The organism is Novosphingobium sp. SG751A (assembly GCF_013149295.1).
GTDB lineage: Bacteria > Pseudomonadota > Alphaproteobacteria > Sphingomonadales > Sphingomonadaceae > Novosphingobium.
The window spans coordinates 75,106-92,552 of sequence record NZ_JABGCB010000008.1 but is presented as its reverse complement, the minus strand read 5'-3'; the positions used below and the strand labels follow the sequence as shown (position 1 = coordinate 92,552).

At 63.2% G+C, this 17,447-nt stretch carries 12 protein-coding genes; 8 read left to right on the top strand and 4 right to left on the bottom strand.

Annotation, left to right across the window (positions count from 1 at the left end):
* Window positions 1–69: 69 nt before the first annotated feature.
* Window positions 70–2,601, bottom strand: a complete 2,532-nt coding sequence (locus tag FHW96_RS12345) for a TonB-dependent receptor domain-containing protein (protein WP_172340878.1) — start codon at window positions 2,599–2,601, stop codon at window positions 70–72.
* A 454-nt stretch (window positions 2,602–3,055) separates the two neighbouring features.
* Here FHW96_RS12345 and FHW96_RS12340 point away from each other — a divergent pair, with 454 nt between their 5' ends.
* The 4 genes from FHW96_RS12340 to FHW96_RS12325 all read left to right on the top strand — a co-directional run bounded on the left by FHW96_RS12340 (window position 3,056) and on the right by FHW96_RS12325 (window position 8,650).
* Entirely contained in the window at window positions 3,056–4,483 is a 1,428-nt protein-coding gene (locus FHW96_RS12340) for an MFS transporter (protein ID WP_253950916.1), read from the top strand.
* Entirely contained in the window at window positions 4,473–6,521 is a 2,049-nt protein-coding gene (locus FHW96_RS12335) for an alpha-galactosidase (RefSeq protein WP_371815703.1), read from the top strand. The genes FHW96_RS12340 and FHW96_RS12335 overlap by 11 nt, the downstream gene beginning before the upstream one ends.
* A 94-nt stretch (window positions 6,522–6,615) precedes the next feature.
* Window positions 6,616–7,785 carry a glycoside hydrolase family 68 protein gene (locus tag FHW96_RS12330; RefSeq protein WP_371815702.1) on the top strand — a complete coding sequence of 390 codons (1,170 nt, stop codon included), beginning with the start codon at window positions 6,616–6,618 and terminating at the stop codon, window positions 7,783–7,785.
* A gap of 1 nt (window position 7,786) precedes the next feature.
* Window positions 7,787–8,650 (top strand): ROK family protein, encoded by an 864-nt coding sequence (locus FHW96_RS12325; RefSeq protein ID WP_172340877.1) that lies wholly within the window; start codon window positions 7,787–7,789, stop codon window positions 8,648–8,650.
* 4 nt (window positions 8,651–8,654) lie between these two features.
* Here FHW96_RS12325 and FHW96_RS12320 read toward each other — a convergent pair whose 3' ends face one another.
* Window positions 8,655–9,656: a LacI family DNA-binding transcriptional regulator gene (locus FHW96_RS12320; RefSeq protein WP_172340876.1), complete on the bottom strand. Its 1,002-nt coding sequence runs from the start codon at window positions 9,654–9,656 to the stop codon at window positions 8,655–8,657.
* 204 nt (window positions 9,657–9,860) lie between these two features.
* Here FHW96_RS12320 and FHW96_RS12315 point away from each other — a divergent pair, with 204 nt between their 5' ends.
* On the top strand, window positions 9,861–11,183 hold the full coding sequence (locus tag FHW96_RS12315) for an acetyl-CoA hydrolase/transferase family protein (protein WP_172340875.1): 1,323 nt from the start codon (window positions 9,861–9,863) through the stop codon (window positions 11,181–11,183).
* Window positions 11,184–11,296: 113 nt separating this feature from the next.
* Window positions 11,297–13,486: a carboxylesterase family protein gene (locus FHW96_RS12310; RefSeq protein WP_172340874.1), complete on the top strand. Its 2,190-nt coding sequence runs from the start codon at window positions 11,297–11,299 to the stop codon at window positions 13,484–13,486.
* A gap of 43 nt (window positions 13,487–13,529) precedes the next feature.
* On the opposite strand, the gene FHW96_RS12305 is transcribed toward FHW96_RS12310, so the two are convergent.
* Complete coding sequence (locus FHW96_RS12305; protein WP_172340873.1) at window positions 13,530–14,138, bottom strand: hypothetical protein; 609 nt, start codon at window positions 14,136–14,138, stop codon at window positions 13,530–13,532.
* A 251-nt stretch (window positions 14,139–14,389) separates the two neighbouring features.
* Between FHW96_RS12305 and FHW96_RS12300 the strand changes: the two genes are divergently transcribed.
* The gene (locus FHW96_RS12300; RefSeq protein ID WP_172340872.1) at window positions 14,390–15,589 is read left to right on the top strand and encodes a LysR family transcriptional regulator; all 1,200 of its coding nucleotides are present in this window, start codon (window positions 14,390–14,392) and stop codon (window positions 15,587–15,589) included.
* Between the two features lie 40 nt (window positions 15,590–15,629).
* Window positions 15,630–16,226 (top strand): DUF938 domain-containing protein, encoded by a 597-nt coding sequence (locus FHW96_RS12295; protein WP_172340871.1) that lies wholly within the window; start codon window positions 15,630–15,632, stop codon window positions 16,224–16,226.
* Here the strand turns inward: FHW96_RS12295 and FHW96_RS12290 are convergent.
* Window positions 16,223–17,404 (bottom strand): cytochrome P450, encoded by a 1,182-nt coding sequence (locus tag FHW96_RS12290; protein WP_172340870.1) that lies wholly within the window; start codon window positions 17,402–17,404, stop codon window positions 16,223–16,225. The genes FHW96_RS12295 and FHW96_RS12290 overlap by 4 nt on opposite strands.
* Window positions 17,405–17,447 lie beyond the last annotated feature (43 nt).

The window sequence follows — 17,447 nt, the reverse complement described above, 5'->3', positions numbered from 1 at the left end:
AAAAAGAAGGCGGGCCGGAAGTGTCCTTCCATGCCCGCCTCCCTAATTTGCGACCCTTTCAGGCCTTTATCAGAAGTTGAAGCGCGCCGAGGCCATGACCGTGCGGCCCACCATGCTGGTGATGTTGATGATCGAGCTGTTGCCGCTGGTGCTGGCAATGCCATTGCCCGGGCCCATCGCGGTCAGCGTGTTGAACAGGTTCTGGACATTCACGCCCAGTTGCAGGTTCTTGATCGGGCTGTACTTCACATTGGCGCCGACCACGGCCGCGCCGGGATATTCCAGACCGTTGTTGTCCACCGTGCTGGTCACGCCGGTCACGTTCGCGCCGATCGAGGCATTGTCGGTGATCGAGTAATTGGCAGCAAACGTATAGGACAGGTCAGGAATGCCATCCGAACGCACATAGGCAGCGGTGCCTGCGGGCATCTTTTCGGCCTTGTTATACGTCAGGTTGGCGATGAAGTTGAACGGACCTCGGCGATAGGTTCCATAGAATTCCGCGCCCATCGTGCGATACTTGTTGGCGATGATGCAGCCTGTGGCCGAACCGCCGCACTTGGTGGCCGACAGTTCATAGGTGGTGATGTTGAAGTTCGAGCGATAGACCGTCAGTTCCGCCGTGTAGCGGCCGCCCAGCAGATTGCCGCCGTTCTTCACGCCCACTTCATACTGGTTGACGTAATCGCCCACAGCCGCCGCGCCGCTGGTGCTGTTGAGCGAGCCGTCCTTGTTGAAGTAACCGTTGAAGGTCATGCGGTCGGCATTGAAGCGCGAACCACGCGAGGCGCGCACAAAGAGCGACATGTTCTGCATCGGCTTATACAGACCGCCGAACGACCACGAGGTCATCTGCTTGCTGTAATTGATCACCTCGGCCGCCGCATCGGGCAGGTAATAGGGGATCGCCGTGGTGACATAGGCGGACTTCACCGGGTTATACTGATAGACATTGGCGGTATAGGCATTGCCGGTGCTGATCGAACCGGTGCCCTGGCCATGGTTGAAGTCCTGACGGACCGAACCATCGACCTGCCATGCGCCACCGTCCAGGTTGAGGCTCAGGTAAGGTGCATTGTCGGTGAAAGTATAGTCGTAATTACGCGCGCAGCACGAACCCCAGTTGTTGCCGTAACCGGCAATACCATTGGCCGTCAGCAGATTACCCGCCGAGTCATACAGGTCCAGCATCGCCGGATTGTTGCCGCTGACTTCGCTGAAAGTCTTGTTGGTGTGCCAGTCCATCGCAACATTCTGGCTCATGAAGAACCAGCCGGCATAGATGTTCGCGCGGATCTTGCCGGTCAGGTCGAACTTGCCCGACAGTTTCAGATCGTTGACGAAGCTGCCCAGATCGCGGATGCGGGCATAGACGTTGGTGTTGTTGTTGAGCAGCGCGCCGGTGTAAAGCTGGCCCGCGTTCGGCCCGTTGGCGTAGCGAACCTGTGCCACGGTGGCGCTGGTCAGTTCGTTGGGCGCGGTGCCGATCACGCTCGAGGTGGGCGCGGCGTTGAAGAAGCCCGACGAGAAACCGCCGCTGATCGCACTGTAACGCGCATTGTTGTCCAGCTTGATCTGGGGCGTGAATTCATAGTGGAACTGCAGTTGCAGCGTCTTCTGATTGGTGGTGATGCCGTTCAGAGGAGTGGTCTTGCGCGTGCCATCGACATCAACATAGGCGAAAGAGGCGTTGTTGAGCGAATAGATCGACTGCTTGCGCGTGTCGAAATTGCTGCAGGGCCCAAGGTTGCTGACCTTGCCGCCCCAGCCGCTGCCGCCGCTGATGTTGCCGCAGGCGATGCCGCCGGTGTCATTGGGTTCCTGCGTATCGGCCACCTTGAAGAGCAGGCGCAGATAGCCCTTGCCGTCACCCAACTCCTTGGTGATGTTGCCGCGGATCTGATAGGATTTCGAAACGTTATAAGAGGCGTGGCGGGGGCCATGGCCAATGTCGACGAAACCGCCCAGGTTGTAATAGAGCGTGTCGTTGATGATGCCGGAATCGCGGAAATTGACCTTGGTGTAGTCAAAGTTCACGCCCTTCTCCAGCTCGACATAGCCGCCCTCGGACTTGCTGGTCTTGCTGAGATAGTTGATGACTGCACCGGGCGCCTGGCTGGCCATGGTGGCCGCCGTACCGCCGCGCACCGCGTCCACGCTTTCGGTCAGCGCATCGAACTTGGTGAAATAGTCGTTGTTGCCGAACTGAATGTCGCCATACAGAACCTGCGGCAGACCATCTTCCTGAAGCTGAACGAAGGTGGCGCCGCCGGTGGCCACGGGCAGACCGCGCACGGCAAAGTTGCCGTTACCGCCGGGGCCCGAAATGTTGGGCTGAAGACCCGGCAGCAGGCGCAGCAGGTCGCCTTGCGAGGCGGGGTGGAAATCGGCGATGGTCGAGGCCGAAACCGATGAGATCGAGATCGAACTGTTCAGCTTGGTCTTGTCGCCGGTCGAGGCGGTCACGACGATGGCGTTCAGGCCATCATCGGCGGCCGGAGCCTGTGCGGCAGGCGCCTGATCGGCGGCGAGAGCGGGAGCCGAAAGACTGGCGAAACCCAGCGCAGCAAACGACACGCACGACTTGAAAACTGACTTCATGATCAGATCCTCCCCCAAGAGGTATGGAACGCCCCCGGGTTATTCCGGGCAGCTCATAAAAAACCCCTCTAAACCCCAAAACAATCGGTTGCAATAGCTTTTGCAATCGAGTGCAAATGCAATTCTGACTTTTCTCCTCCTGTGACAAATGGGCTACACCACCCCGGTCCTCATCACCGGTATGTAGATTCAGATAACACTTCTACACCCTCGCGCGCACCTGTCGAAGTTACGACAAGGCAAGTTGCGGATTACCTGCCAACCCATCCGGATCGGATCTATCCATGCTGGGCGGGAAAACTCCTCCACCACCAATCCAGCACAAGATAGAATGTGCGAATCGCAGACGTAGCGAAGCAATGCAAACGATTGTTGCACTTCCTCGCAACTCAGGCTAAGCCGAGAGGAGAAGAACGAGTCAGCCCCGCAAAGAGGGTGTCAGGAAAGGAAGCCCATGGCCCACGCCGCCCCCGCCGATCTGGCCGTTGCCCCGGCCCGCACAGACGCACGAAAGCCGCATCTGTCGCTGCTGCGCATTGTTGAAATGAACCTTGGCTTCCTTGGGCTGCAATTCAGCTTTGGTCTGCAACAGGGCAATATGGTGCCGATCTATTCGTGGCTGGGCGCAGACGAGGCGAGCCTGCCGATCCTGCAACTGGCAGGGCCGATGACGGGCCTGTTGATCCAGCCGCTGGTGGGCGCGATGAGCGACCGGACCGACTCGCGCTTTGGCCGCCGGACGCCCTATTTCCTGATCGGCGCGATCCTGTGCAGCCTTGGCCTGTTTCTGATGCCGCATTCCTCCAGCCTGCTGATGGCGGCCAGCCTGCTCTGGCTGCTCGATGCGGGAAATAACACCACCATGGAGCCTTATCGGGCCTATGTCTCCGACCGGCTTAACGCCGATCAGCACGAGATCGGCTTTCTCAGCCAGAGCGCTTTTACCGGCCTTGCACAATGCCTGGCCTTTCTCAGCCCTTCGATTCTCGTCTATTGGTTCGGGGTGGATCGCAATGCGGTGGATGCGCATAATATCCCCACAATCACGCATATTTCCTTCCTGATCGGGGCGGTGCTGTCGATCTGCACGATCCTGTGGTCGGTGCTGCGCGTGCCCGAATTGCCCACCACGCCCGACGAGCGCGAGCGCATCGCCGCCACGGAAAAATCGGCAGGCGCGGCCATGCGCGAGATCATCCAGGCCATTGTCGAAATGCCCCGCGCGATGCGCCAGATGGCATGGATGAGCCTGTTCCAATGGTATGGTTTTTCAATCTACTGGTCCTATGCCGCGCTTTCCATCGGCCGCTCGGCCTTTGGCACGGCGGACAAAACCAGCACCCTGTTCCGCGACGCCGTGCTGACCACCCAGCAATTGGGGGCCTTCTATAATCTGATCGGCTTTGTCGCGGCCTTTGCCATGGTGCCTCTGGCGCGGCGGTTTGGCGCATCGCGGATGCATATGGTCGCGCTGATGGTCTGTGCGCTCTGCCTGCTGATGCTGCCCGGCGTTGGCCCGGGTGCGGCCCATGCCCCGGCCATTTTCACCACGCTGGCCATGCCCGAACTGGGCAGCCACCTGTCGCTGATGATCCCGGCGCTGGGCCTTGGCCTTGGCTGGGCCAGCATCATGGGCAACCCCTATGTCATCCTCGCCCGCGCGATCCCGCCCGAAAGGACCGGGGTTTATATGGGCATTTTCAATATGATGATTGTGGTGCCCATGCTCATCAACGGGCTGACCTTCGGCTGGATCTATCGCCACGTGCTGAATGCCGATCCGCGCCATGCGATCAGCTTTGCCGCCCTTCTCCTGTTCTGCGCGGGCCTGACCATGCTCCGCGTGCGCGATATGCCTGAGGAAAACCGCCGTGCAGCCTGAATTCGTCGCCCTTCATTCGCCCGCCTGCACGGCCATCTGGGAAGTGCGGCCCGATGAGGCGCCCCTGTGGCGCTATTGGGGCCCGCGTCTGCCTGATGGGGTGATGCCACCTGCCCCCCTGCGCAACACGCGGCCCGAGCCTAGCTTCTCGCTGCATTTCGATCAGCCGCTGTCGATCTTTCCCACCATGGGTATGGGCTGGTTCGGACAAAGCGCCCTGATGGCCAGCCGTGCCGGGCAGGATTGGGCGCAACAAATCACCGCAACGCGCGTGGAACACATCGCCGATGGCGTGATCTTTCACATGACCGACGATGTGACCCACATCGCCACCGCCATCACCGCCCACCTCGATCCGGCCACCGATACGCTGACACTTTCCACCACACTGACCAATGCGGGCGATGATGTGCTGGAGGTCGGCTTTCTGGCCTCGGGCAATCTGCCCCTGCCCGCCGATGCCGGGCATGTGCGCTCTTATGGCGGGCGGCATAACAGCGAATTCGTCGCCATCGACGATGCGCTGACCCGCAGCCAATGGCGGCGCGAAAACCGGCGCGGCCTGACCAGTCATGATTGCTTCCCGGGCGCGATTGTCTCCTGCGCGGATGGCGCGGCCTATGGCGCGCAACTGGCGTGGAGCGGCAATCACCTTCAGACCATCGAATGGCTGGACGATGGCCGCCGCCAATGGATCATGGGCGAGGCGCTGGCGCCGGGCGAATTGCGCCTTGCGCCGGGGCAAAGCATGACCACGCCCGAGATCCTCGCCAGCGTTTCGGGCGAAGGGGCCAATGGCCTGGCATGGGCCTTTCACCGCGCCATTCGCGCGCGGATGACCTGGCCCGATGGCGTGATGAAACCCCGCCCGGTCCATCTCAACACATGGGAAGGCTTCTATTTCGACCATGATCTCGATGCGCTCAAAGAACTGGCCGATGCCGCCGCGCGCGTGGGGATTGAGCGCTATGTGCTGGACGATGGCTGGTTCAAGGGGCGCGATGATGACACCTCCTCGCTGGGCGACTGGGTGGTGGATGCGCGCAAATATCCCGATGGGCTGATGCCTCTGGCCCGTCATGTGGTCGATCTGGGCATGGAGTTCGGCCTCTGGGTCGAACCGGAAATGGTCAACCCCGACAGCGACCTTTACCGTGCCCATCCCGATTGGGCGCTGCATATCTTGGGCCGTCCCTTGCTGGGCGCGCGCAATCAGCTCGTGCTGGACATGAGCCTGCCGCAGGTGCGCGACTATCTGTTTGATGCGGTGGCGCAGCATTTGCGCAATCTGCCGATTTCCTATCTCAAATGGGACCACAACCGCGACCTGACCCATGCCGGAAACAGCGCGAAGTTCCGCAGCCAAGTGCTTGGTAGTTATGAATTGATGGCCCGACTGCGCTCGGCCTTCCCCGATGTCGAGATCGAGAGCTGCGCCGGTGGAGGCGGCCGGATCGATGCGGGCGTGATCGCCCATGCGCATCGTTTCTGGACCAGCGATTGCATCGACGCGATCAGCCGCGTTTCGATCCAGCGCGGCTTTCTGCAATTCATGCCGCCCGAGGTGATGGGCAGCCATGTCGGCGCCTGCCCCGCCCATTCGACCGGACGGATGCAGTCGATGCCCTTCCGCGCAGGCGTCGCCCTGCCCGGCCATTTCGGGGTCGAGCTTGACCTGCGCAAACTGACGCAGGCCGAGACGGACGATCTGACCGCCACCATCGCGCGCTACAAAGCCCTGCGCGACCGCCTGCACCATGGCCGCGTGTGGCAGGGCGAGGCGGGCGACAGCGTGGTCTGGCAGGCGCATGGCGATGAGGATCAACTCCTGCTGATCGTCACCCGCACCGCGCCCACCACCATGCGCCATCAGCCGCATCTGCGCCTGGGCATGGTCGATCCGGCGCGGCGCTATCGCCTGATGCGCGATGGCGCGGCCTCGGTCGAAATGGACGGCGCTTGGCTGGCCCGGATGGGTCTGCCCCTGCCCCCGATGAAGGGTGAGGAAGTGCTTGTCTATGAATTGGCCGCGCGCTGATCCGCCCCGTTCGCATAAGAATGCAAACGATTGCCTATTCACTGAACATCGCCTATAAGGCCTGACAAGCCAGACATACCGGGAGAGAATGAAAGTGACGCAGCCCAGCGTTCCCCCCTCGATTTCCACGTGGCGCGCCGATCACATCCGCGCCATCGCGCCATCCGCGCAAAATACCATCCCATTGATCGATCCGGCCGATGTTCACCCCATTCTGCCCGGCATTGACCTGTGGGATCTGTGGCCGCTGCAGAATGCCGATGGCAGCACGACCCTGTTTAACGGGGCAAGCCTGTGGTTCGTGCTGTGCGCCCCCGCCCTGCCCGATCCCGAGGCGCGCCACGACTTCGTGCGCATCCGCTTGATGACCCATGCCGCCGATGGCACCTGGTCCGACCATGGTCACGCCCTGCCCGATGGGTTCAACCCCGGCAGCCGCGAATGGGCGGGCAGCGCATTGTGGCATCCCGAAACGGGCGAGGTTACACTGTTCTACACGGTCGCCGGCTATCCGGGCGAGGAAGCCCGCTCCTTCGCCCAGCGCCTGTTCCAGACCACGGGCAAGCTGAACACCGATGATTTCACCATCGCCGGATGGAGCGCCCCGCATGAGAATATCATTGCCGACAATGTGAATTACGTGCTGGTCAACCAGCGCGAGGGCGCGCCCGGCTTCATCAAGGGTTTCCGCGATCCGGCCCATTTTCGCGATCCCCGTGATGGCGCGACCTATATCGTCTTTACCGGCTCGCTCAAACCCTCGCCCCATGCCTTCAACGGCTGTATCGGCATTGCGCGGGCGACCAATCAGGCGCTGACCGACTGGCAGATCCTGGCCCCGATCCTGAGCGCGGACGGGCTGAACAATGAGCAGGAGCGCCCGCTCCTCATCCATCGCGGCGGGCATTATTACCTGTTCTGGTCCACCCAGCGTAAGGTCTTTGCCCCCGATGGCCCCTCCGGCCCTAATGGCGTCTATGGCGCGGTGGCCGATGATGTGCTGGGGCCTTGGCGTCCTTTGAACGGCACAGGTCTTGTCGCCGCAAACCCGGATGACGCTCCGTTCCAGACCTATAGCTGGTGGGTGGACGCCGATCTCGATGTCTGGGGCTTTATCGACTATCCGGCCTGCACGGCGGAAACGAAAGTGGACGATCCGGCATGGCGGCGCGCCCATTTTGGCGGTACGCCTGCGCCCACGTTCCGCATCGCGCTGGATGGCGACCGAGCGTGGGTAAATCAGGCTGGGGTAAAGGAAGCATAAGATGGCGCAATATGGCCTGATCGAGGCGGGCGGCACCAAATTCGTGGCGGGGATCGCTGATGAGGAAGGAACGATCTTTGCCCGCCACCGCATCCCCACCACCACGCCCGAGGAAACGCTGGGCGCCACCATCGGCTGGTTTCGGGAGCAGGGGCTCAAGCCCGAGGCCATCGGCATCGCCAGTTTTGGGCCGCTAGACCTCAACCGCGCCTCGCCCACATGGGGCCATGTCACCCGCACCCCCAAGCCGCATTGGAGCGGGGCGGACCTGACCGGGCCTTTCGCGCGCGCCTTTGGCTGCCGCGTGGGGCTGGAAACCGACGTGAATGGTGCGGCTCTGGCCGAGGCGCGCTGGGGCGCGGGCAAGGCGGCGGGATCGCTGCTCTATCTGACCATCGGCACCGGCGTTGGCGGGGGTTTTGTCTCCGATGGGCGCTTGCTGCACGGGCTGTCGCATCCGGAAATGGGGCATATCCGCATGCCGCGCCACCCGGGCGATCTGGATTTTGCGGGCCATTGCCCGTTCCATGGCGATTGCCTCGAAGGTCTGGCCTGTGGTCCAGCGATCATCGCGCGTTGGGGCGTGTCGCTCTCCGAATTGCCCGAGGGCCATCCCGGCGCCGACATCATCGCATGGTATCTGGCGCAAGCCGCCGTAACGTTTCAGGCAATCATGGACCCGGCCCGCATCGTCATGGGCGGAGGCGTCACGGCAACACCCGGCCTGCTGGACAAGATCCGCACCATGGCGGCGCAAAGCGGCGCGGGCTATTTCGTCGGCGATCCGGCGCAGGTGATCGTGGCCCCCGCGCTGGGCGAGAATTCAGGCCTTTTGGGCGCTTTGGCGGTGGCGCTGGGGATCTGATCCTTTACGCCGAAGCGCGCAGGACCAGTTCCGGCTCCATCACCACGCTTTGCGTATCCTCGCCCGCGATGCGGCGCACGAGCATATCCACCAGATGCTCGGCGCCGCGCACCAGATCCTGACAGATCGTGGAGAGCTGGGGTACGGTGTGTTCGCCGATGGTCAGGCCGTCATAGCCCATCACGCGCACATCGCCCGGCGCCGACAGGCCCATGCCCGCCATCGCCCGCAAGGTCTTGAGCGCGATCACATCCGAGGCCGCCACGATACCGATCGGCCCATCGGCGGCCTGCCCCAGAAAACCGGCGATTTCCGGCCCGAATTCATCATCCGTCAGATGGGCGGGCTCGACATGCGGCTCGCCCATCCCTGCGCGCTCCAGAGCGTCGCGCACGCCCTGCAGACGCTGCTCAATCTCGCGCGTCTTGGGATCGCCAAAGAAGGCGATCTTGCGGCAACCCTGCGCGATCAGATGGCTGGCCGCCAGATCGCCGCCCTTGCGATTGTCGCTGCCCACGCTGCAATGCACCTGATCGGCATCATAGCCGCCCCAGACCACCAGCGGACGATAATCCTTGGCCACCGCGTCAATCGTGGCCGCCTGATCCGATTGCCCGATCACGATCAGTCCATCGACCCGCCCCGATGTGGCGATCCGGTCCAGCCATGCGCTGTCGGTGGGGATGACGCGGCTGAGCAGCAGGTCATAGCCGCGCTCGGTCAGCTTATCGGCCAGCAGGCCCAGCATGGTGATGAAGAAAGGATCGGTCAGATGCTGGGCTGTTTCATGGCCCAGCGGGATCAGCACGCCGATCGTGTTCGTGCGCTGAATCCGCAAATTGCGCGCCAGCAGATTGGGCCGAAATCCATGCTCCTTGGCCAGCGCCTGAATCCGTTCGCGGGTCTTCAGGCTGATCAGGGTCGAGCCTGCCAGCGCGCGCGAAACGGTGCCTGTCGACACTCCGGCCAGATCGGCCAGTTCCTTGATATTGCGAATTCTGCTCATGCCTGAGGGGCGCTTTCTGGCGAAGGATCGGCACTTCTCGGGCCACAGGCGCGCAATTGCAAGACTATTCTGGCGACAGCGCTTGTCCATATAATCCGATGGTCGGGCATGATTGGCTCTTGGCAGGTCTTGGCCGCGCGCGCCTCTATCTCTACTCTGCCATGCCGACCCCGCCGAAACGGGGCGCGAGAGGATGAGACGGTGATGATGGATCTGAATGCGCAATATCGCGCCCGCCTGACCACCCCGGCCATGGCCGCCGCGATGATCCCGGATGGGGCGCGGGTTGCGCTATCCTTGGGCGCGGGGGCGCCGCCGCTGTTGCTGCATGCCCTGGCCGAAAGGGCGCGGGCGGGCGCGGCGCGCGACATAAGCTTTTACTATATGCTCTGTACCGCGATTGCCGGGCGCACGATCTTTGACCCGCAATTGACCGACCGCCTGATCCCGATGAGCTATTTCCACAGCGGCGTCGAACGCACGCTGGATAAGGGGCGCCGGGGCGATGAGTTCCTCGTCGATTACATCCCATCTCATTTCAGCCAGATCCCGCGATCCATGGTCGAGCATGTCGGCGTCGATACGCTGATCGCCACCGTCTCACCCATGGATGACGAGGGATTCTTCAGCCTTGGCACCAACACCGATTATGCGCTGGCCGTAGCGCGCAAGCCTGGGGCGAGGATCATCTTTGAGGTGAACCGCCATATGCCGCGTGTGCGTGGTGATTGCCGCGTACCTTTGTCGGATGTGGCCGCCCTGCTGGAAAATGACGCGCCGCTGGTCGAAGTGCCGCCTGCGCCTTTGTCTCCGGTAGACGTCCGCATCGGCGAGATCATTGCGGGGCTGGTCGATGATGGCGCCTGTTTGCAGATGGGGATCGGCGCGCTGCCCGATGCGGTCTGCGCAGGGCTGCATCATCATCGCCGCCTCGGCATCCATACCGAACTGATCACGCCCGGCCTTGCCGAACTGGTGCGCCGGGGCGTGGCGGACAATTCGGCCAAGCAGACCCATGCGGGCACCACGATCTTCACCTTCGCACTGGGCGACCGGGCGCTGTATGATTTCATTGACGACAATCCCGCAGCGCAGGCCTTTCCGGTCGAATATGTCAACAACCCCGCCATCATCGCCCGCAATGATCGCGTCGTCTCGGTCAATGCCACAACGCAGGTCGATTTCCACGGGGCCTGCAATTCCGAATTCGTGGCCGGGCGGCAATTTTCCGGCACCGGCGGACAGGTCGATTTCGTGCGCGGGGCCTATATGTCGGCGGGGGGCAAGTCGATCATCGCGTGCCACTCGACGGCGGCGGGCGGCACGATTTCGCGCATCACGCCGCGCCTTTCCGGGCCGGTGACCACGGGGCGCAATGATACGCATCTGGTGATCACTGAATATGGCGTGGCCGATATGAAGGGCAAGACGCTGAGCCAGCGTGCAGACGCCCTGATCGCTATCGCCCATCCTGATTTCCGCGAGGAGCTTTACCGCGAGGCCCATGCGATGCGATTGGCGGGCTAGGACTGATCGGGCGGAAATTCGATCTATCCTGCCCAAAATCCTATAGGTATCGCTTGGCGCCCCCGCCGCTATGTCGCCTCAGACAAATCGCATAACAGATGGGGATGACCGTGATGGCCAACAACAAGACAAGGTGGCGTCTGGCGGCGCTTTCGGCGGGCCTGCTCTGGGCCGCCCATGCGCAGGGGCAGGAAGCGCGCATCGGCCATGACAGCCAGATCCTGATCAGCGCCCTTGCCGCCCCTGCACGCCTTACAGTCAGCAGTCCGCAGATTGACGCCAAGGGCGTGCTCTCGCCCGATGCCACGCAATATGGCGCGAACCGCTTTCCCGGCCTGACATGGAGCGCGGCGCCCAAGGGTACGCGCTCCATCCTTGTGGTGGTACAGGGCGAGCTTACCAACAATACCAGCCTGCATCTGGTCGCCTATAACCTGCCTGCCGATGCGCGCTCGCTGGCGCCGGGCATGACCGATCTGCCCAAGGGCGCGGCCTATGGGCCCAATGTGCATGGCGCCAGCGCGCCCTATGCCGGGCCACATCCCCATGACGCAGCCTCCCATGCCTATCATCTGCAAGTCTTTGCGCTCGACATCCGCCTGCCTGAAACCGGCGATTATGCCGCGATGAAGGCGGCCATGGCAGGCCATGTGCTGGCCAGCGGCGAGGCGATCGGCCAGTTTGCCCGCCCTGCCCAGACCGTCGGCGACGGCACGGTGCGCGTGGAGAGCGGCGCTTTGAAAGGAACCACGGGGCGCGATGCCTCGGTGGCGGTATATAAAGGCGTGCCTTTTGCAGCGGCGCCGGTGGGCGATCTGCGCTGGCGCGCGCCTGCCCCTGCCCCGGCGTGGCAGGGCGTCCGCGATGCCTCGACCTTTGGCCCGCTCTGTCCCCAACCCGGCCCCGAGATGGCGCGCGGCATGGCCCAAAGCGAGGATTGTCTGAGCGCCAATATCTGGACCACCGCCAAGCCGGGCACCGATGAACGCCGCCCGGTCTATGTCTGGATCTATGGCGGCGGTTTTATCGGCGGCACCGGCGCCAACCCCGAATTCGACGGCGAAGGTCTGGCCAAGAAGGGCATCGTCGTCGTCACCTTCAACTATCGCGTGGGCGCGCTCGGCTTCCTGTCCACCCCCGCGCTCAGCCGCGAGAGCGCGCAGGGGGCCTCGGGCAATTATGGCCTGATGGACCAGATCGCCCTGTTGCGCTGGGTTCAGCGCAACATCACCGCCTTTGGCGGCGATCCGGCGCGCGTGACCATCGGCGGGCAATCGGCAGGGGCCGGTTCGGTGGGCTTCCTGTCGATGTCGCCGCTGACCAAAGGCCTGTTCCGCGCCAGCATCAGCGAGAGCCACACCCGCCACCCCGGCGACACCGAATTGCGCTATCTTTCCGTTTCCTATCGCACCCGCGATGCGGCGGAAAAGGCGGGGCAGGCCTATGCCGAAGCCCATGGCAGCACAGACCCGGCAACCCTTCGCGCGATGCCGTGGCAAAAGATCATCGAGGGCAGCAACACCGTCGATATGGAGGTGGAAACCGGCAGCGACGGCAAGCCGCCCCTGTTCCGCCCGGTGGTCGATGGCTATGTCATCCCCAAGGGCTATGCGGCCACCTATGCCGCCGGAACGCAGAATCACGTCACCTATATTTCGGGCAATAACAAAGACGAGACGGGCGCGGTGCCCGAAACTGCCTTTGAGCGGCTGCGCGCCAATCCGCCGCCGCCGCGCGCGGGGATGCCCCAGACCAATGTGACGCTGGCGGCCTATACCGCATCGGCGCGGCGTAAATTCGGGGCGATGGCGCAGGAATTCCTGCGCCTCTATCCGGCCACCGATGATGCCGAGGCGGCGACCCAGAACGACGCCGCCGCACGCGACTGCTCGCGCGTGTCCACCTTCCTGTGGGGGCGGTTGTGGAGCAAGGGTTCGCCCCTGCCGGTCTACACCTATTTCTGGACCCATGCTCAGCCGGGGCCGAGCCATGACATGCGCGGGGCCTTCCACGGCTCAGAAATTCCCTATGCGTTCAACAGTCTGGACGCGGTGAACCTGCCGTGGAGCGATCAGGACCGCAAGATTGGCGAGACCATGTCCTCCTATTGGGCCAATATCATCGCCAAGGGGGACCCCAATGGCCCCGGATCTGATGGAAAGCCTCTGCCCGAATGGCCGCGGTATGATCCGGCCAAGCCGCAGGTGATGGAACTGGGCGAGAATTTCGGCCCGATCCCGGTGGCGGCACCAGACAAGATCGCTTTCTGGCAGAAGTTCTTCACCAGCCAGCCTCAGTGGTAAAAGAAAGGGCGGCGGAGCTGATCCTCCCGCCGCCCTTTCTGTTTCAGGGCCGCGCCGGAACCGTCAATCGCGCCGCCCGCATCACTCCATCCGCACCCGGACGCATCACCGCCGAGACCGCCAGCCCCGGCTTGGCCAGCGAGCGTTCAAGGGGAACCGAAACATGGACCTTCATCCCCTCATCCACATCAATCACCCGGCATCCGCCCGGATAGAACACCTGCAACGCCAGCTTGCCGCCCGATTTTTCTGCGCCAAACACAAAGCCATGGGTCATCATCGTACCCTCGATTGAACCGGGCGCATTGAGCGTATGCGTGCCATATTCGGGAAGGTAGCCCGGCTCAAACACGCGAACCTCATTGGCCGCGCCATGCCCATCGCCCAGAGGCCGATTGGCCGAACCGATGAATTGCCCCACCCGCAGCGCATCCACCCCTGCATCGGCCGGATAGGACAGGGTCCAGCCCGGAACCATCGCCACGGTGACCTGCGCGCCGTCCTTCTGGCGCAATTCGACCCGATCATCGCCCACCGCGACGATCACGCCTGCCACCCCTTTTGGCGGTGCGGGCCGTGCCTGCTCCGCCGCGCGATCCGGCCCCGCTGTACAGACCGATAAGGCCCCCGCCAGTAACAGATGCTCCAGCATATCCCTTCCCCCTCTCCACTATCGCCGGATTTGCCACCCGGCCTGTTCAGAAAGGGCAGGATGACCGAGACCCCTGGGCAGGAAGCATCGATTTCCTGTCTCCATCCATTGAATGATTGAAGGTGCAAAACCGCACATCTGTGATAACAATTCCGATCACAATCGACTGCATTTTAAGCGCCCCCCACCCTTGCCAACCCGCCAAATACGGTTAGACCGCAAGGAAAGTATCGGATGCACCAGTATTTCCCATGGTTCACATAGTTCGGTCCCACGAGAGCATCAACGCGATCAGCCCGCGACAACTTGTGTTGTTCGAGGCGACCGGGCGGCTGGGCTTTATCACCGATGCGGCGGCGCAATGCGGCCTGTCGCAACCCGCCGCCACTCAGGCGCTTCAGCAATTGCAGGAGCATACCGGCCTCACCCTGTTCGAGCGCGGCAATAAAGGGGCGGTGCTGAGCGCGGCGGGCAAGAGTTTTCATCGCGATGTGGCGGGTCTGCTCGATCATCTGGCCGAAGCGCTGGGGATAGAGGAGCCGATTGACCTGTGGCGGATTTCGGCGCGGTATATGCGCGCGCTGGTCTGCATTCACCAACGCGGCTCGCTGGACAAGGCGGCGGCCACGCTGGGCGTGACGATGCGATCGATCGTGCGCGGGGTTCAGGCGCTGGAAGAAAGGACGGCTCAGCCCTTGCTGCAAGGCGCCGCCGCCCAGCAGAAGCCTACCGCCCAAGGCGCGGCGCTGGCCGAGAAATGCGCGCGTTTCCTGACCGAACTGGAATGGGCGATCCGCAAGGCGCGCGATATTCAGGACAACAGCGAGGCCACCTTTGTCGTGGCCGTAACCGCCGACCCCGGTCTTGCCGCCATCGGCACGGTCGCGCGCGAGCATTTGGGGCGCCACCCCAATGCCTGCCTTCAGGTGGAGGAAGCCGCCGCGCCCGAATTGCTGACGCGGTTGGTGATCGGTCAGGTCGATCTGATCTTTGGCTATACCGACCTGCCAACGCCTGAGGGGATCGTGTGGGATCATCTGGACGCGGCGGAATTTCGCATTGCGGCCGCGCTCGATCATCCGCTGGCAGCCCGCGCGGATGCCGGGCCGGCCGATCTGGCGCGTTATGACTGGGTGGACTCATCGGGCGATTCCCAGCGTCACGCAGCTTTGATGGCGCTGTTTGCCGGGCGCGGCCTGCCCCGACTGCGGCTGATTACCAAGGCGCCGCCGCTGATCGCACAGGTGATCGCGGGCAGTACGGCGCTGGGGCTGATGACCGACTACGAACTGGCCCAGCGCCGCGACAGGCTGATCGCGCTGCCCTGTTCGCCGCCGGGACTGATGATGCGGATCGCGGTGGCGCGGCGGACCGACTGGCAGCCGGATACCGCGCAGGCCGACCTGTTGCAGCGCGCCAGCCATTATTTCGCCAATCGCCACGCGCGGTAATGGCTTGGCAGCGCGGGGGATTGGCGCCTAATCCTGCGCCATGACCAACCAAGACCAGCGCCGCACAGCGCCCGCCGCCGCGCGCAATCGCGATCCTATCCTCGATGTGCTGCGCGGGGCGCTGCCGCCCTCGGGCGTGGTGCTGGAACTGGCCAGCGGGTCGGGCGAACATATCGTCCATTTCGCCCGCGCCCTGCCCGAACTGCATTGGCAGCCTTCCGATCCCTCGCCCGATGCCCGCGCCTCGATTGCGGCATGGGCGCAAGGGCTGGATAATGTCGCCCCGCCCTTGGCGCTGGATGCGGCGGGGGAATGGCCGATTGCGCAGGCCGATGCCATCTTGTGCATCAACATGATCCATATCAGCCCATGGGCGGCCACGGAGGGATTGATGCGCGGCGCGGGCGCAATCCTGCCGGTGGGCGGGCTGCTCTATCTCTATGGTCCCTATCGCCGCGCGGGGGTGGCGCTGGAGCCGAGCAATGCGGCGTTTGACGCGGATCTGCGGGCACGCAACCCGGAATGGGGCCTGCGCGATCTCGATGATGTCAGCGCTTGCGCGGCGCAGCATGGACTGCGCGTCGAGACGGTTCTGCCCATGCCCGCCAACAATCTCTCGGTCCTGCTGCGCCGTTAGAGGAAGCGCAACGGCACCGAGAGCGCGCCGATTTCGGGCCAGCGGCTCATCGCAATCTCGCCCGCCAGTTCAAAACCGTTGGGGGTTGCGGCAAGGATCTCCTCCAGCGCGACCTTCAATTCCATCCGCCCCAGATGCAGGCCGGGACAGTTATGCGGCCCCCGGCCAAAAGCGAGATGCTCGGCAATATTGGGGCGGTTGAGGATGAACTGATCGCCATCGGGAAACACCTCCTCATCGCGGTTGGCCGAACCGTAGAGCAGGGCCACCGCCTCGCCTGCGCAGATTTTTTCGCCGCGAATTTCAACGTCCTGCACCGCCGTCCGGGCAAAGCCTCGATAAGGCGTATAGAGGCGCAGGAATTCCTCGACCGCCGCCGGGATCTGGTCGGGATGTGCGCGCAACTGGTCCTGCAACGCGCGGTCGCGGCACAGATGCACCGCCATATTGCCCACCATCACCAGCGGCGCGACAATGCCCACCAGCAGGATCTGCCGCACCGAACCCACGATCAGTTCGTCGGGCAACCCTTGCCCCTCATGCCGCGCCTCCAGCAAGGCGGAGGTGGGGTCGAGCGCGGGGTCTTCGGGATGTTCGCGTCGAATGGCGATCAATGCGCGCGCCATGTCATAGAGGCGCAGGCTGGTCTCCTTCATCTTGTCCGGATCATTCAGATGCACCGCCAGCACGAATTCGCGCCCCTGCCGGTGGAGCGTTTCGAGCCATTCGCCCGGCATCCGCATCCATTCGCCAAAGATCTGCACCGGCAGATGCGAGGAAAACTCGATACAGATATCGCCCCCGCCCCGCGCCACCAACGAGGCCAGCGCGGCGCGGGTCAATTCGCGTGCCCGCGGCTCAAGATCGTCGGATCTTTCACGCGAAAGCAAGGGGTTGAGCGCCTTGCGATAGGGCGTGTGTTCGGGCGGGTCGAGATGCAGCGGAGGCCGTCGCCCGGTAAACGCCACCTTGGGAATCACATTCTGCACCGTGGTGGTGAAGGCGGCATAATCAGAGGCCGCCTTCTTCACATCCTCATATTTGGTCAGCGCCCAAAAACCGCCCAGTTCCGTGGCATGGGCCACCGGGCATTGCGCGCGCAGGCGGGCATATTCAGCATGTGCGCTATCGAAATCTTCGGGGGCGGCAGGATCAAAATCGGCGCGAGTCTGTTTCATAGCGCCCATGGATATGGCGCGCGCGCCATCTATGCAAGCGCTA

Excerpts from the sequence above, each read along its gene's own strand:
- FHW96_RS12320 (WP_172340876.1), bottom strand. The coding sequence starts at position 9,656 with ATGAGCAGAATTCGCAATATCAAGGAACTGGCCGATCTGGCCGGAGTG.
- FHW96_RS12295 (WP_172340871.1), top strand. The coding sequence starts at position 15,630 with ATGACCAACCAAGACCAGCGCCGCACAGCGCCCGCCGCCGCGCGCAAT.
- FHW96_RS12290 (WP_172340870.1), bottom strand. The coding sequence starts at position 17,404 with ATGAAACAGACTCGCGCCGATTTTGATCCTGCCGCCCCCGAAGATTTC.
- FHW96_RS12305 (WP_172340873.1), bottom strand. The coding sequence starts at position 14,138 with ATGCTGGAGCATCTGTTACTGGCGGGGGCCTTATCGGTCTGTACAGCG.
- FHW96_RS12340 (WP_253950916.1), top strand. The coding sequence starts at position 3,056 with ATGGCCCACGCCGCCCCCGCCGATCTGGCCGTTGCCCCGGCCCGCACA.
- FHW96_RS12300 (WP_172340872.1), top strand. The coding sequence starts at position 14,390 with ATGGTTCACATAGTTCGGTCCCACGAGAGCATCAACGCGATCAGCCCG.
- FHW96_RS12325 (WP_172340877.1), top strand. The coding sequence starts at position 7,787 with ATGGCGCAATATGGCCTGATCGAGGCGGGCGGCACCAAATTCGTGGCG.
- FHW96_RS12310 (WP_172340874.1), top strand. The coding sequence starts at position 11,297 with ATGGCCAACAACAAGACAAGGTGGCGTCTGGCGGCGCTTTCGGCGGGC.
- FHW96_RS12345 (WP_172340878.1), bottom strand. The coding sequence starts at position 2,601 with ATGAAGTCAGTTTTCAAGTCGTGCGTGTCGTTTGCTGCGCTGGGTTTC.
- FHW96_RS12315 (WP_172340875.1), top strand. The coding sequence starts at position 9,861 with ATGATGGATCTGAATGCGCAATATCGCGCCCGCCTGACCACCCCGGCC.